Source organism: Aliarcobacter butzleri (genome assembly GCF_900187115.1).
Classification (GTDB): domain Bacteria; phylum Campylobacterota; class Campylobacteria; order Campylobacterales; family Arcobacteraceae; genus Aliarcobacter; species Aliarcobacter butzleri.
On sequence record NZ_LT906455.1, the window covers coordinates 622807 to 640562 of the forward strand.

Here is a 17756-nt window from a genome sequence, read left to right on the forward strand (position 1 = left end):
AAAAAATTTTTAAGTAGGAAACAAAATGGTTATTAGTGTAAAACAGAAGATATTTATCTCTTTAATGACTATATCTTTATTTGCAAGTATCTCTTTTGGGATATTCATATATTATAGTCAAAAGAATACTTTTTATGATTCTATGCAAAATCAGTTAAGAGCAGGAATCAACGCAACATCTTTATATCTAGGGGAAGATTTTGTTGATAAATATACACTTGATAATCCTATAGATGCTGATTTACATTTAAATTACATCAAAAAATTGAGTGAGTTTGCTAAAAAAATCAATTTAGAATATATCTATGTAATGACAAAAGAATCAGATAATAAAGTTCATACAGCAATATCTAGTGCAACAGATGAAGAACTAAAAAGTGGTGAATATGATGAATTTATGATTGAATACGATGCTAGCGAGATGGTGCAAAATGGATTTAAAAAGAATAATGAATTTTTTGAAAATACTATTGATAAATATGGGCATTTTTATACACTAATTATATCAAAAGAGTCGCCAACTGGTAAAATATATTTAATTGGTGCAGATATAGAATTAAGTTTTATTCAAAAAGCTTTAAATAGTATTTTGATTGATACTGTTTTAATTACACTTTTAATTCAGGCAATTGCAATAATATTTGCATATTTAATGAGTAATTCAATTGGTAAAAAGATAAATTCTACACAAAAGGGAATTTTAGATTTCTTTGATTTTTTATCAAGGAAAAGACAAAAAGCAAGTTATCTTGAAATAAAACAGCTTGATGAATTTGGAATAATGGCAAAAACTATAAATGAAAATATTGATTTTATAGAAAAAGGGATAATTGCTGATAATAATATTGTAAATGAGTTTGTAAATATTTCTAATCAGATTCAATCAGGAAACTTAAATGGCAAAATAAATTTAGAAGCATCAAATCCACAACTTAGTGAACTAAAAAATGTATTTAATAAAATGGTTTTTATGCTAAATACAAATATAACAAGCATTTTAGAGATTTTAGAAAAATATTCAAAATATGATTTTACTAATAATATAAAAAATAAAGATTTACAAGGAGAGATTGGAAAACTTGTTTTAGGAATAAACAATTTAGGCTCTGAAATAACAAATATGTTATCAAATAGTATGAAAAATGGATTGAGTTTAGAAAAAAGTTCAAATATTCTTTTAAATAATGTAAATCTTTTAAACAAATCTTCAAATGAAGCAGCAGTTGCCTTAGAAGAAACAGCAGGAGCATTAGAAGAGATTACAAATAATATTAGACAATCAACTCAAAATATATCAGATATGTCCTGTTTAGCTTCAAATTTAGAAAAATCTTCTAATGATGGTGAAAAACTAGCTCATAAAACTACAAATTCAATGTCAAATATAAACAATCAAGTAGATTTAATAAATGAAGCAATAAGTGTTATAGATCAAATAGCTTTCCAAACAAATATCTTAAGTTTAAATGCAGCTGTTGAAGCTGCAACTGCTGGAGAAGCAGGGCGAGGATTTGCTGTTGTTGCTGGTGAGGTGAGAAATCTTGCAAATAGAAGTGCTCAAGCTGCAAAAGAGATAAAAGATATTGTAGAAAAAGCAAAAGAAATTACATCAGAAGGTAAAGATGTAGCAGATGAGATGATAAATGGATATGTTAAATTAAATCAAGATATAACTTCAACTATCTCTTTGATAAATGATGTTCAAAATTCTAGTAAAGAGCAATTACAAGGAATTGAACAGATAAATAATTCTATATCATCTTTAGATAAACAGACTCAACAAAATGCTACTGTAGCTAATAAAACTCAAGAAATTGCAATTAATACTGATAAAATAGCAAAACTTATAGTAGAAGATGCAAACAATAAAGAGTTTATTGGAAAAGAAAATATTAAAAGTGGAGCTTAGTTTAAACTAAGCTGGTTTAAATCCACTTTTACTTTTACAAACTTGAGGGAAATAGCATTTATCACATTCAGGTTTTACAGCTTTACAAATATATCTTCCAAATAAAACCATAGCTTGGTGAAAGATATGTAAATCCCCTTTTAATTTTTTTACTAAATCAGCTTCTGTTAATGTTACATTTTTAGCATCACTAAGTCCTAATCTATGAGAAACTCTAAAAACATGTGTATCAACAGCCATAAGATTGGCACCTTCAAATTCAATCATAAAAACGTTTGCAGTTTTATTTCCAACACCTGCTAGTTTCATCAACTCTTTTTGATTGTGAGGAATATTTCCATCATAATTCATCACAACACTTTGTGCCATTTTTACAATATTTTGTGCTTTATTATTAAAAAAAGAACAACTTTTTAGTAACTCTTTAACATCTCCTAAATCGGCAACCGCTAACTCTTTTACACTTGGATATTTTTCAAATAAAGCAGGTGTTATGATATTTACTCTTTTATCTGTGCATTGTGCACTTAAAATAATTGCTATTAATAGTTCATAATCATTTTTATAATTTAACTCTGTAACAGCTTCTTTATAATGTTCTAAAAAAGCTTCTTTGATTATTTGTATATCTTCTTTTGTTGCTTTTTTCATTTTTCAATACATTCTTCTTGTAAATTTGCAAAATCTTTAAAAATAAACTCTTTTTGGATTTTATTTATTTCAACATTATTCATCGTACATAAAAACTCTTTATTATCTTTTTTTACCAAATATGTAAATTTGTAAATAAACTTATCTTTTGAACTAACAACTTTATTATTTAAAAGTTGGGCTTCTAAACTTTCAATTTGAGTATTTTTTTCTTTTTCATATTTTTCTTTAAACATTTTTGGAAAGAAGTTATTAACAGAATTTTCATAATATATAAAACCAATAGTTGTAAAGATTATGATTAATAAAAAGATTATAAACTCTCTTTTCTCAAATCGGTCATTTATTTTATAAATTATTACTGTAACAACTACAATAAAAATGGCAATACTAATAATAACTTGCATATATTTTTTATTCCTTATTAATTCATCTGTTTTTATTATATCAAAGCTTTACAAAAAGCTTCTAAAATCAATAGTTTGGCAAAATCTCTTTTTTTATTTAACACTAAATTAACACCTCTTTGCAATACTTATATAAATTTTATATGTAGAAGGAAAATTTATGAAGAAAATCATCTCTTTGTCTCTTATTGCAACTGCTATATTAGGTGCAAATGAAACTACAACTTTAAAAGACATAAATGTAGTTGAAAAAGCAAATTCAGAGCTTATAAAAGATATTAGTAATGAAGAATTAAAAAGTGCAGATTTAGCTGATGCTTTGATGAAAAATTCTCCTAATATTTCAATAGTAAGAAGAAATGGTATAGCAAATGATATTATTTTAAGAGGGCAAAAAAAGGATAATATCAATATTTTAATTGATGGTGCAAAAATTTATGGAGCTTGTCCAAATAGAATGGATCCACCAACTTCTCATATTGTTACAAATAATATAGAGAGTGTAAAAATCATTGAAGGTCCTTATGATGTCGAAAATTTTGGAACTTTAAGTGGATTAGTAAAAGTTGATACAGTTGAACCAAAAGAGGGATTTAATGGGGAAATAAATCTAAATGCGGGTAGTTTTGGATATAAAAAAGCTAGTACAACAATCAGTGGAGGAAATAATTTTGTTAAAGCTTTAATTTCAGCATCAACTGAAAAAGGTGAACAATACAAAGATGGAAATGGCGATAACTTCTTACAACAACAAATAAAAAGAGGAGTTCCAAAAGTACAACAATATAAGAATAAAGACTTAGATGGTTTTGAAAAAAAGAGTGTTTTATCAAAACTTCAATTTAATCTTACAGATGACCAAGATTTAAAACTATCATATACAGCAAATAGAAGTGATGGTATTTTATATCCAGCAGGTCCAATGGATGCTGATTATGATGATAGTGATATTTATACTTTAGGATATACAATTAGAGAATTAGGAAGTTTATCAAAACAGCTTGATTTAGACTACTATTATTCAAAAGTTGATCATCCTATGAGCACAAAAGAGAGAAACTTTTTCTTAAATTCGAATGCTATGATGAGAAATATGTATATGACAAATCAATTAAAAACTTCTGTTTGGGGAACAACAGTTAAAAACTCTTTAGATGTTGGAGACTCTTTAGTTACAGTTGGACTTGATACGAGTGTTAGAAATTGGCGAGGAGGTATGTATAGTACAAATATAAATACTGGTGTGACTACGCCAAGTGATACTAATCGTATGTACTCTACAGATACAACAAATAAAGCTGTATTTACAAAAATTGAAAAATCATTTGGTGCTTTAGATTTAGAAGCAGGAATGAGATATGACTACACAGATGTAGAAACTCAAAGACCAAATGTTGATGATAATAAATATTCAAGTTTAAATGGATATGTTTTTGGTGCATATAACATAGATGATGAAAGTAAAGTTTTTGCTGGTATTGGAAAATCTTCAAGAGTTCCAGATGCAAGAGAACTTTATCAACAAACAACAGCTTCAAATCCAAATTTAGAAGATACAAAAAACTATGAAGCAGATTTAGGATTTGAAAAAACGATTGGAAGTTTCTTTATAAAACCAAAAATATTTTATTCAGAGTTAAAAGATTATATTTATAACAGTGGTTCATTTGAAAATATTGATGCAAAAATTTATGGATTAGATGTTAGTGGATTTTATTATTTAACTGAAGATTTATCTTTTGATTATGGAGTTGCTTACTTAAAAGGTAAAAAAGATGGGAAATATACAGGAAATGATAAAGATTTAGCAGAAATTACACCATTAAAAGCAAATTTTGCAGTAAATTATGAATATGCAAAATCTAAATTTAAAGCAGAAGTAATTGCTGTTGATAGATGGGATAGTTATGATGCAAGTGCAAAAGAACAAGAACTTGCTGGATATGCAGTAGTAAATTTAAAATATACTCAAGCATTGTTTAAACATTTTGAAGTAACTTTAGGAGTTGATAATTTATTTGATAAAGTTTATAACTCTACAAATACTTACCAAGATATTACATATGTTGAAGTTGCTGGAGATAGAGTTTTATTTAATGATCCAGGAAGATATGGATACGTAAATTTAAAATATAGCTTTTAAGGCTATATTTTAAATTATTAGATTAGTTAATAAAAAATATAAAAATTAATAATAAATTAACAGAAAATTAACACCTCTTTCCTAAAATAAGTCAAATTTTTAGTGAAGGAATTTATTGTGAATAGAAAGAGGATTATTTTATGTTTATCTTTATGTACAAGTTTACTCTTATCAGAAGAGAAAGCTACTGAAAAAAAAGAGACATCTGTTTTAGAAAAAATAGAAGTTGTTTCTATTGTTGAATCTGACAATCCATTAAAAGTTATAACGGACCCTAAAAATCCAATTCAACCAATTCCAGCTAGTGATGGAGCTGATTTTTTGAAAAATATACCAGGTTTTTCTGTTAAAAGAAAAGGTGGAACAGATGGAGATCCAATATTTAGAGGAATGTCTGGTTCTAAACTTGGAATATTCTCAGATGGACAAGAGGTATATGGAGGATGTGGAGGAAGAATGGATCCACCTACTGCATATATTTTCCCTGAATCATACGATAGTGTAGTTATTACAAAAGGTCCTCAAACTGTATTAGCAGGTTCTGGTTTTTCTGCTGGTGTAGTGCAATTTGAAAAAAATCCTAAATATTATTCTACACCTGATTATGATATATATTCTTCTTTTAAACAAGGAAGTTTTGGAAGAAGTGATCAATTTCTTGATGTTAGTGGTGGTGGACCTTTAGGATATGCTCAGTTAATTGCAACTCGTTCACATTCAAATGATTATAAAGATGGTAAAGGTGATATTGTAAATTCTGAATATACAAGATGGAATACAAGTCTTACTTTAGGATATACACCTACAGATGATACTACTTTTGAAATTTCAGGTTCAAAAGGTGATGGTGAAGCAAAATATGCTGATAGAACAATGGATGCTTCAAAATTACTTAGAGAAAATATTTCATTAAAAGTAATAAAATATAATCTTGCAAAAAATGTAGAAAAAGTTGAAATGCAAGTTTATAGAAACTATGTTGACCATATCATGGATAATTACTCACTAAGAGAAGCTCCTATTAGTTCTATGACAGGTAAAAAAGTATATTCAGGTATGAATCCAGATAGAACAACAATTGGAGGAAATCTAAAAGTTACTACTGAAATACCATCTCTTTTATTGACAAATGTATCTGGTATAGATTTTAAAGAAGATGAACATACAGCAAGAAGTGCTATGATGAAAACATCTTCTTCAATAGCGGATAGTGATATGCGTTCTGCTCCAAGACAAACAGATTTTGATTTTTCTCAAGTTGGATTTTTTAATGAATCTACTATTGATATAAATGAAGATAATAGAATTGTTGCTGGACTTAGATTAGATAAACATGAAGTAATTGATAAAAGAACAAAACTAGGAATGTTAATTTATAACAATCCAAATTATAATCAAACAGATAAAGAGACTTTGCCAAGTGGATTTTTAAGATATGAAAAAGATATTCCAGATTATGGTTTAAAAACATATATCGGATTTGGACACTCTGAAAGATTTGCTGATTATTGGGAAAGAACAAAATATAACCTTGAAGGTATAAATAATTCAAATAAAGCAAATCCAAATGCGATAACTTCAATAGATATTCCAGAACCTGAAAAAACAAATCAAATTGATATTGGTGCTAGTTGGACAAATGGTGATTTAACAACTTCAGCTTCTATGTTTTATAGTAAAGTTGATGACTATATTTTAAATAGATGGTTTGATGAAAATGGAAATACAATGACTGTTCCATATGGAATGGGTAGAACATCATATACAACAGTATCTAATATTGATGCAACTATTTATGGTGGAGAATTAAGTGCAAGTTATCAAATAACAAGCGATTATAAAATTATAGGATCATTAACACATGTTATTGGGAAAAATGATACAGATGATAAACCTTTAGCACAACAACCACCACTTGAAGGTAAAATATCTGCTATGTATGATAATGGAAAATATTCAGCTGGAATTCTTGCAAGATTTATTTCAAAACAAGACAGATATGATATTGGAGCAGGAAGTATAGTTATGAATGGTGTTGACAAAGGTGAAACTCCAGGTGCTTCAATCTTCTCTATAAATGGTGGATATAAATATAATAAAAATGTTTCACTTAATTTTGGAGTTGATAACTTATTTGATAAAGCATATATGGAACACTTAAGTAATTCAGATGTTTCAAGTGCTACAACTTTTATGGCTCAAGAAAGAATATATGAACCAGGTAGAAATTTTTGGTTTGAATTAAAAACTAAATTCTAAAATATATTATCCCAAGAAAACTAAATATTTTTAGTTTTCTTGGGTTCTTTTTTAAATATTTTCTTTTCCTTCAAACTCTTTTTGATTTGCTGTATCTACGATTGTATTTGCAATATTTGAAGTTTTTATTGCTATATTATTTGCTTGAGATGAAACTTCAGCATTTGCTTTTATTTGTTGTTCTAAAATATTTATTGCACTATTTATTTGTACAATTCCAACTTGTTGTTCTTTTGAAATATCTGCAACACTACTTATTAACTCTATTGTTTTATCAATATTTGTATTTAAAACTGTATAACCTTCTATCATCTCATTTGCGATAGTTTTTCCATTATTTGCTTTTATATTTGCTGATTCAACAAGTTTTTTTATCTCATATGCAGCTTGTGTACTTCTATTTGCAAGATTTCGCACCTCTTGTGCAACAACAGCAAATCCACGTCCAGCTTCTCCAGCAGTTGCAGCTTCAACTGCTGCATTTAGGCTTAAGATATTTGTTTGAAAAGCTATTTGGTCGATGATTGTTATTGATTCGTTAATTGCACTTACTTTTTCATTTATTTCATCCATTGCAGTTGTTGTTTTCTGCGCTAAATTTAATCCCTCTTTTGAATAACCAATAACTGCATTTGCAAGACTTGACATTTGAATAGTTTGAGTTGAAGTTTTATCAACATTTTGAGTTATTTCACTTAAAACTGTTGATGTATTTTTCAAACTATTTGCTGCTTCATTTGAAGATAAATTTAATTTATCAACATTTGTTAATAAAATTTTAGATGAATTTTGAAGAGTTATACCATTTATTTTATTTTCAACCAACATTTGAGTAATCGCCTCTTTTAGTTTATTTATAGCATCAACTAAATGTTGAAATTCTCCATTACTTGAGATTCTTTTTAGTTCTAACTTTTTTTTATAATCATAATTTGTATATTTTTCCAAAATAGAATTGATATTTAAAAAGTGTTCTCTTGTTTCAACTATCATTTCATTAACACTTTTTTTAAACTCTTCAAGTGAATTATTTGAGCTAATAGAAGTTATTATTTGAGAATAAATCCCGTGTTTTACTTGAGTCATTACTATTTTAGCCTCTTCAATTAAAAGTGATTCTTCTTTCTCTTTTTGTAAAAGCTCTTTTTCTCTTTTATCAATAACATCTTTGATTTCAGAATATTCACTTGCCATTGAAGTATTTATTTCAAAACTAACATTTTTATTATCCATATTTTTTAAAAAATTAACCAACTCTTTTGATAATAATTTTCCATTTTTTCTCTCATCTAATTCATGCACAATTAAAGCTAAAGTAATAATAATTTGAACAATTTGAGAAATAGTGGAGGTTGTAAATAAAATAGCATTTAAAGGAAGTATTATTATTCCCAAATAATGCACTATTGTCATCCTAAAATATAATGATTTTAAATTAAACATTCTTTTCCTTAATAATTTTAAAATCGAAGTATATTAAAATAGGATAAATATTATCTTGATTATGGTCAATACTATTTTATCCTATGAAGAGGCTATTTTGCGATAATAAATTCTTTTAAAATTCTTTGAGTATTAAGCCTTGGTAAATCACCATAAAGATTTATAAAAGTATCAATTAGCTTTTTTTCATACTCTTGATAATCAAAAGTTTTGATTATTCTAAAATATATTTTTTCATTGTCTTTTATAAAATTTTTAATATCGTTTGTATGTGCAGTTTTTGAAGTATATGTTTTTAGTCTTTTTTTTAAGTTATTTGATGAACCAATATATATGACTTTGTTCTCTGCAAAAGGGTAAAAAATCTTCTCATTTGAAGATAATTCATATACGCCTTTTAGATTATTTTCTATTGTAGAAATATTCTCTTTATTTAAAAGTCTTCTATTATTGTTAAAATTATTAAAGTACAAGGTGAGATTTTTTTCTTCAATTTTTTTTATATTGGGAATTAAATATTTATTTCTAATATCGCAAACTGTTCTTCTTGATATTTTTACATTATATATTTCAAATAGTTGTTTTGCTATTTCTAAGTCATTTTTCAAATCAATTTTAGTACTTAATAAGATTTTTATGTATAAAGAATAAATAAAAGTTTTTTTAGGAAATAAATGACTCAATTTATAAATATAACCATCTTGTTCATAGTGAGTATTATTCAAAATCTTTGATAAAACCGATAAATCTAAATAAGAGTTGTATTCTTTTACATAAGTTTCAATAAACACTTTTCTATCCAAAAAATTTATATTTGGATAGTGTCCAGTATCTAAAAATAATTTTTGTGAAGAGAATAACATTGTTATTAGATTAAATAAAGTTTCATGTTTAATATTTATATTTAGTAACTTCAAGTGATAATTGTTTTTTATCTCTTTTTTATATTCAAACTTCAATAAAAAAAGTTTATAAAAATAAACTTTCTCTTCTTTGTATATAAAATAACAATTTTTTGTCTCTTTAGAACAATAATCTTTAGATAAGATTTTTACCTTAATATTCTTGTTTTTGCAGTTTTCTTTAAACCAACTACTAGATAAAATATCTTCTTTTAAATAGTTTAAATAATTTTTAAAACTCATTGTATAAAGTTTGTTTGTAAGTAAATAAAATGGGATTTTTTTCATTTTTCATTTTGATAAAAATATAAGTGATATAAATTGCTAAATAAACACAAGGCTCGAAGTATATCAAAAAATACATTAAAAAATCTTAAAAAATAATTTTTATAAAAATAGATAATATTAATAATGAAAATATTTAATAAATAATTTTTTTTATAAAATAATTTTTATCGTCTAATAAATATAAATTAAAATTAATATATAAATATTTAAAAAATTTATATATTTTAGAATTAATAATTATGAAAGAATATTTTAAATGTATGTTTTTAAAATAATCAGTTTTTTAAAAATAATAAATTATTATCATTTGTATTTGCATTAAGTTTACCATAAAATAAGATTTATTATAATTACAGAAAAATATATATTTAATAAATAATTTTTTATTTGTATAAAAAATAAATGATGTTAGATATAATTAGGGGTTAGAGATTTTATTTATTTTGAAGAAAATATTTTTATTTAATTAAAAAAAAATGATATAAAAATATAAAATAAATAATTTGTATTTAAATAAAAATGTATTATAACAAGGAAGAAGAATGAATAATATTTATGATTTGTTGGTTATAAGTATAAAAAATATAGAAGTAGAATGTGATAAACATAAAAATAAAAAAGAGTATCTTTTAAAAAAAAGGTTATTAAAAGATATTTTGACTCACTTGCATGAAATAAGAAGGCAAGTACATGAAAATTTAAATGAAAAAGAAAAAAATAACATCTAAAATAGTTCTAAAATATTTTATATAAAATCTTTAAATCCTTTTTTACAATTTCTAAGATATAATCGAAAGCTTTTGAACTACTTTTTATAAAAATCAACTTAGGATTTTACATTTGACTAAAGATTTAATGCTTTTTAAACAAAAAACTGTTTTGTTTATAGAAGATGACAATATTATCAAAAATCAGATTAGTGAAGTTTTATCAATGCTATTTGATGAGGTTTTTACTTCAGATAACGGTAAAGATGGATTAGAATTATATAAACTTCATTCACCAGATTTAATAATCTCAGATATAAAAATGCCAATAATGGATGGATTATCTTTAGCTGAAAAAATACGAAATGATGATTATAATACACCAATAATTTTATTAACAAATTTTAATGAAAAAGAGTATTTATTAAATGCTGCAAATTTATCTGTTGATGGATATATTTTAAAACCTTTTGAATTTAATAATTTTATTACTACTATAAAAAAATCTTTACAAAGAAACTTAAAAAATAGTGAGCAATTTTTCCTTGCAGAAGATTTATTCTTTAACTTTACAACTTCAGAACTATATTATAAAAATTGTGTTGTACATTTAGGTGTTAAAGAGTTAGAGCTTTTAAAATTATTAATCGAGAATTATCCTAAAACTGTAACAAAAGATGAGATATATTCTGCACTTTGGTCTTATGATGAAATTTCTGAATCATCAATAAAAAATCTAATATTGAGAATTAGAAAAAAAATTGAACAAGAGATAATAGTTTCTGTTCGAGGTTTAGGTTATAGATTAGAAATTCTAAATAATTAAATATATGATAAAAACGATTTTTATCTTTTTGATTCTTTTTAGCAATTTATTTGCTTATGATACACTAATATCAAAATCAGATTATAAAATAGAAATGACAAAACAACCAAGTTTTTACAAAGCTGATTTATCTGCACAAGAAGCATATTCAAAATGCAAAAATAATCAGTTTTCTATCCTTCCATCTAAAGCTATGAGTTCAGAACAAGATCCTGAAGTAACTTGGTTTTGTTTTGAAATCAAAAATCAAAATGAACAAAATTTATATTTGAGTTTTATAAATATATCAGATAGCAAAATAGATTTTTATAAATATAAAGAAAATGAATTAATAAATATTTCTAAAGAAAGAAATGATTATTTAGATAGATTTACTCCTCACATTTTTTTAGAAAAAAATGATACACCAATTACTTATCTTATCAGCATTGACTCTTTTATCCCTTACATTACATCATTTCTAATATTGCAAAAAGATGAAATACTAATTCAATACTTACCAAATATTCTACTTTCTTGTGTATATTTTGGGATTTTCTTATCTTTATTTATTTATAGCACAATACAATATTTCCAAATTAAAGAAAAAGCATATATTTTTTATTCACTAACTTTATTGATTATATTAATTTTGGAGATTATTATTGATGGCTTTATTGAAATAAATAAAGTCTTTTTACCTTTAGTAAAAGTATTTATTTTTAGTAGTGCATTTTTATTTTTAAATCTATTTAATCTGCACTTTTATAATAAAAATAACTCAAAAAGTAAACTCTCTTTTTGGACACTTTTTTTAATATTTGTTTTATTTTACATTTTTTTAAATATAGTTATTAATACTGATAATTTTTGGTTAAAAATATTTTTTCTTTTTTTATTGATTATTTTATATTTTTTTATAATAAATACAAATATCTTTAAAAATTATTCTCCATCAATTCCTTATTTTATTGCATTAATTGGTTATATTTTAGGTGCACTTATAAGTTATTTGATGTATGAAAATTTACTACCAATTAATTTCTTTTTTAAAAATGCTTATGTTTTTGGAGGAATTTGGTTGATGATTTTTCTAGCTATTACTTTAAATGATATTATCAAAAAAATTGTTTTAGAAAAAAATGAAATTACCTTAAAATCTAAAATTCAAGAAAAAATTTTGTTTTTCCAATCTAAAAAGCTGTCTTTGGGAGAATTAGTTGGAAATGTTACTCATCAATGGAGAGAACCGCTTTCTGAAGTTGCTGCAATTCAAACTAATATGAAAGCTTCACTTCTTTTAGAACCAAATTTAAATAAAAATAAACTTTTAGATTTGTTGGAACAAAATAATAGTATTATCCAATATCTTTCAAGTACAATCGATGTTTTTTATAGAATTTTAGAAAATGAAGATAGTATTAATTCAAAATTTAATTTAAAAAAAGAGATAGAAAATATTGAAAAATTAGTTTTTTATATTTTTAAAACTGAAAATATTAGGTTTGATTGTGAAGTAGATGAAAATATTTTTATTTTAGGTGATAAAAATGAGTTTATAAATGCTTTGTTAAATATAGTTTTAAATGCAAAAGATACTTTAATAAAAAGAAAAATAAAAAATCCTTGGATAAAAATCAAAACATCATCGAATAAAAATAGTTTTAAAATCTATATTGAAGATAATGCAAAAGGAATAAAACAAACTCCTATTTCTAAAATTTTTGATTTTGGAGTATCATCAAAAAAGAATAATATTGGATTAGGATTATTTATTACAAAAAGAATAATTGAAGAGAGAATGAAAGGAAAGATTTCAGTTGAGAATAGTGTAAATGGAGCTCTTTTTATAATCGAGTTTTTTAATGAAGAATATATTTTAAATAATGAAAATAAATCATTTTATGAATTGGAAAAATCAACTTTAGAAAGAATATCAATTTTAGAAAAAAAAGTTGAAAAACAAGAAGAATTAGAAAATAATATAAAGCATTGGGAAAACATTTTTAATCAAACTTATTGGACAGTAATAGTTTTTTTTGGTATGACTTCAAATATAAAGATGGTAAATCCAGCTTTTCACAAAATGTATGGTTATATGACTGATGAGATAGATAAAATAGATATAGACAATCTTTTTTTTAAAGATTCAAAACTTGAGTTTGAACTTAAAAGAAGAGAAGCTTTTGAAAAAAGCTTCTCTTCAACTGAAATAATAAGTATAAAAAAAGATAGTACAACTTTTCCTGTACAAATAGATATAAATGTTATAAAAAATGAAAACAATGAAATTCTTTATTATGTTGCAAATATAAAAGATATAAGTGAACAAGAAAAGATAAAAAATAGACTTCATTTAAAACAATTTATGATTAATCATATTAGTGAAGCTATTTTTCTAGTTGATAAAGAAAATAAAGTAGTCTTTAGAAATTTAATAGCTTTAGAGAATTTTGGTGATACCCACAATATTCCAAATCAATTTGGAAATTGGAATATACATTGGGAAAAAATAAAAGAAAAAAGAATTTTTTTATTTGAATCAAATTTAGTAAAAAAAGATGAGACTTTATTTCCAGCAGAAATTGTTGCAAATTATTTTTTATATGATGATAAAGAGTATATTTTATATCTTATAAGAGATTTAACAAATCAATATAAAATGCAAGAAAAATTAACTGTATTACAAAAAGCAATAGATAGTTCAAAAGAAGCAATTTATGTAATTGATGATGAGTTAAATATAAAGTATATAAATACAACTTCTTGTGAAATGTTAGGATATAACTATGAAGAATTATTGTCTAAAAATATGAAAGAAATTGATAAACATACATCTTTAGAAAAACTAAAAAGAATTAGAGAAGATGTTGAAAAATTTGGTAAAAGAACTTTTTTTACTAAACATCAAACAAAATATGGAGATATTTTAGATATCGAAGTAACTATCACAAAATTTACTTATAATGATATGGATTTAAGATTATCTATTGTAAAAAAAATCTAACACCTTCTTTTTTAAAATTCAAATATCACATAAATAATCTTTAAAATAACAAATAATTGGTAATTTGTTAATATTAATAATTAATAAGTCGTTTTATAGTCACTTTTATAAAAAATTATTTGACCAATTCCTGACCCATACTTCAATACAATAACAATAATAAAATTATTTATAAAAAAGGGGAAAATATGTATAAAAATTTATCTATAAGATTTAAGTTGATTTTATCTTTTTCAGTGATTACTTTACTTATTGTAATGTTATCAATATACAGTAACTATTCGATTAGTAAATCAGCAGATGGTTTTAGTGATTATCGAAGAATTGCAAAAAATTCTCTTATAATTTCGAGTCTTGAAAATAGTATGTTTATGATGAGATTAAGTATTGCAAACTTTTTAAATCTTGAGGAATCAAAATATATAGATAGCTTTAATAAATTTTATTTAGAAACTGAATCTTTAGCAAAAGAGTCAAAAGCTAATATAACTGATCCCCAGAGAATTCGTTTAATAGAAGAGATTAACTCTTTACTTCCAAAATATAAAGAGTCTTTTTTTAATGTTGTAAATCTTATGAAAAAAGAGAATCAGATTTTAGAAGAGCAAATAGATAAAAACGGAAAAGAGGTTGATAATAAACTTTCTACTTTTATAAATAGAAATCAAGAAAATGGCAAATCAGATATTTCTTTACAATATTCAAAATTTCTAAAAGATTTTCTTCTAGCAAGAATTTATGTTATGAAGTTTATAGAGTCTGAAAATGAAGAACATTATAACAGAGTAAATAAAGAGTTTTCAAATCTTGAAGAAAAAATAAAAATATTAAAAACAACAGATTCTTCAGAATTAAAAGAAGTTTTAGAATATTTGAATATATACAAAAGTGCTATAAAGGAGATTCATACAACAATTAATGAAAGAAATAGTATTGTTGAAGGGGAGCTTTATAAAATTGGTCCTAAAATTGGCGATTTATCAGAAGAAATGATAATATCAATAAAAGAAGATCAAAATGCACTTGGACCAAAAGTATCTGAGCTAAATAATAATATAAAATCATTAGTATCGATTATTTCTATAATTATTTTAGTAATTTGTATTTTTATAGCTATTATTCTTCCAAGAAATATAAATAATCTTCTAAATACATTCCAAGATGGACTATTTAGTTTCTTTGCGTACCTAAACCGAGAATCAACAAAAGCAGAATTAATAAATCTAGATTCAAAAGATGAATTTGGACAAATGGCAAAAGTGGTAAATGAAAATATAGTAAAAACACAAAAAGGAATAGAAGAAGATAGAAAACTAATAGATGAAACAATAGCAGTATTAGGTGAATTTGAACAAGGTGACTTGTGCCAAAGATTAAACCTAAGTGTTTCAAACCCAGCATTGATGCAGTTAAAAGAAGTTTTAAATAATATGGCTTCTAATTTAGAAAATAATATAGATAATGTATTAAAAGTATTAGAACAATATTCAAATTATAATTACTTAAATAAAATAGACCAAAAAGGTTTAAAAGAACACCTTTTAAAACTAGCAAGTGGTGTAAATAGCTTAGGTGATTCAATAACACAAATGTTAATCGATAATAAAACAAATGGATTGACTTTAGGTAAAAGTTCAAGTGAATTACTTCTAAATGTAGATAAATTAAACTTAAGCTCAAATGAAGCAGCAGCATCTTTAGAAGAAACAGCAGCAGCCTTAGAAGAGATAACTTCAAATGTAAGAAATAATACTCAAAATATAGCACAAATGGCAAAACTGTCAAGTGAAGTAACAAAATTGGCAAATGATGGAGAAAACTTTGCAAATCAAACAACAGTTGCAATGGATGAAATAAATAATCAAGTAAACTTAGTAAATGAAGCAATAAGTATAATAGATAATATAGCATTCCAAACAAATATCCTTTCTTTAAACGCAGCAGTTGAAGCAGCAACAGCAGGTGAAGCAGGAAAAGGATTTGCAGTTGTTGCACAAGAAGTGCGAAACCTAGCATCAAGAAGCGCAGAAGCTGCACAAGATATAAAAACAATAGTTGAAAACGCAACAATAAAAGCAAATCAAGGTAAAAGTATTGCAACAAATATGATAGGAGGATATAAAGAGTTAAATCATAGTATATCTCAAACAATAAACTTAATAAATGATATACAAAACGCAAGTAAAGAACAACTGTCAGGAATAGAACAAATAAATGATGCAGTAACACAATTAGATAGACAAACACAACAAAATGCAAGTATCGCAACACAAACACAAGATATAGCAATAGTAGCAGATGAGATAGCAAAATTAGTAGTAAGTGATGTTGATGCAAAAGAGTTTGTAGGGAAAGATAAAGTAAAAGGTAAAGATATTAATAAAAATAAAGAGTTGAATAATAATCAAAAAGAGAAATCGTTAGATTCACCATTTATAAATAAAAAGAGTTCAAAAAGATCAGAGCAATCTGATGAATGGGAGAACTTCTAGGAAGAAGGAAGAGATATCCTCTTCCTTCTTCTTCCTCTTTTTTAAGCTATTATTTCTTTTGAATATAAAATGTCGTAAAATTACAATATAAAATATAATTCAGGGAATAAGAGATGTTACAAAATCTAAAAACAAAAGCGAAGTTATCAATACTTTCTTTTATAGCCTTATTAGCAATATTAATATTAGGAATATTAGGTACAGTTCAATTAAAACAAGTAAATAATGGATTAGTAAGAGTATATAATGATAGAGTTCTTCCATTAGAACAATTAAAAATTATTGCAGATGAATATGCAGTTAATATAGTTGATACAACACACCAAACAAGAAATGGAAATTTTAATTTTGATAAATGTGTTTCAAATATTGATGAAGCTCAAACTAAAATTAAATTAAATTTAGAAAAATACTTATCAACAGAGTTAACAAAAGAGGAGAAAGTTTTAGTTGATAGCTTAAAATCATTTGTAGCAAAAGGTGATGAAGTAACAAATAAAATAAAACAATCATGTAAAAATAAAGATATAGATAGTATCACAAAAATAACAATAGAAGAACTTTATCCAAATATTGATCCAATTAGTGAAAAAGTATCAGAATTAATAAAACTTCAACTAGATGTTGCAAAAAATGAAACTGATGTTGCAGCAGAGATTTACTCTTCAAGTAAAACAACTATAATCTTAACAATTGTCATTTCATTTGTAGTTCTTACTCTTTTATCATATTCAATTATCTCA

11 protein-coding genes and 1 pseudogene are annotated in these 17756 nt (G+C 24.5%); 8 read left to right on the forward strand and 4 right to left on the reverse strand.

The window, feature by feature from the left end; genetic code table 11:
- Positions 1-25: 25 nt before the first annotated feature.
- Positions 26-1909 carry a methyl-accepting chemotaxis protein gene (locus CKV87_RS03115; protein WP_012012399.1) on the forward strand — a complete coding sequence of 628 codons (1884 nt, stop codon included), beginning with the start codon at positions 26-28 and terminating at the stop codon, positions 1907-1909.
- 6 nt (positions 1910-1915) lie between these two features.
- On the opposite strand, the gene nth is transcribed toward CKV87_RS03115, so the two are convergent.
- Both nth and CKV87_RS03125 read right to left on the reverse strand, forming a co-directional pair.
- Positions 1916-2560, reverse strand: coding sequence for an endonuclease III (gene nth / locus CKV87_RS03120; protein ID WP_012012400.1), 645 nt, complete (start codon positions 2558-2560; stop codon positions 1916-1918).
- Complete coding sequence (locus CKV87_RS03125; protein ID WP_012012401.1) at positions 2557-2967, reverse strand: hypothetical protein; 411 nt, start codon at positions 2965-2967, stop codon at positions 2557-2559. Before CKV87_RS03125 ends, nth begins: the two co-directional genes overlap by 4 nt.
- Positions 2968-3127: 160 nt before the next feature.
- Between CKV87_RS03125 and CKV87_RS03130 the strand changes: the two genes are divergently transcribed.
- Positions 3128-5110 (forward strand): TonB-dependent receptor, encoded by a 1983-nt coding sequence (locus tag CKV87_RS03130; RefSeq protein WP_012012402.1) that lies wholly within the window; start codon positions 3128-3130, stop codon positions 5108-5110.
- 117 nt (positions 5111-5227) lie between these two features.
- Positions 5228-7369, forward strand: coding sequence for a TonB-dependent copper receptor (locus CKV87_RS03135; protein ID WP_041644885.1), 2142 nt, complete (start codon positions 5228-5230; stop codon positions 7367-7369).
- A gap of 51 nt (positions 7370-7420) precedes the next feature.
- On the opposite strand, the gene CKV87_RS03140 is transcribed toward CKV87_RS03135, so the two are convergent.
- Both CKV87_RS03140 and CKV87_RS03145 read right to left on the reverse strand, forming a co-directional pair.
- A complete protein-coding gene (locus CKV87_RS03140) occupies positions 7421-8812 on the reverse strand; it encodes a methyl-accepting chemotaxis protein (protein WP_012012404.1) in 1392 nt (463 codons plus the stop codon).
- Positions 8813-8904: 92 nt separating this feature from the next.
- On the reverse strand, positions 8905-10002 hold the full coding sequence (locus CKV87_RS03145; RefSeq protein ID WP_012012405.1) for a GIY-YIG nuclease family protein: 1098 nt from the start codon (positions 10000-10002) through the stop codon (positions 8905-8907).
- Between the two features lie 542 nt (positions 10003-10544).
- Between CKV87_RS03145 and CKV87_RS03150 the strand changes: the two genes are divergently transcribed.
- From CKV87_RS03150 to CKV87_RS11815, 5 genes and pseudogenes are all read left to right on the forward strand, one after another.
- Positions 10545-10730: a hypothetical protein gene (locus CKV87_RS03150; RefSeq protein WP_004510682.1), complete on the forward strand. Its 186-nt coding sequence runs from the start codon at positions 10545-10547 to the stop codon at positions 10728-10730.
- A gap of 112 nt (positions 10731-10842) precedes the next feature.
- Positions 10843-11535 (forward strand): response regulator transcription factor, encoded by a 693-nt coding sequence (locus CKV87_RS03155; protein ID WP_012012406.1) that lies wholly within the window; start codon positions 10843-10845, stop codon positions 11533-11535.
- 4 nt (positions 11536-11539) lie between these two features.
- Positions 11540-14521, forward strand: a complete 2982-nt coding sequence (locus tag CKV87_RS03160; protein WP_012012407.1) for a PAS domain S-box protein — start codon at positions 11540-11542, stop codon at positions 14519-14521.
- Positions 14522-14709: 188 nt separating this feature from the next.
- A complete protein-coding gene (locus tag CKV87_RS03165; protein WP_012012408.1) occupies positions 14710-17013 on the forward strand; it encodes a HAMP domain-containing methyl-accepting chemotaxis protein in 2304 nt (767 codons plus the stop codon).
- A 113-nt stretch (positions 17014-17126) separates the two neighbouring features.
- Positions 17127-17654 (forward strand): annotated as a pseudogene (locus CKV87_RS11815) (MCP four helix bundle domain-containing protein); the annotation flags it as partial.
- Positions 17655-17756: the final 102 nt, after the last annotated feature.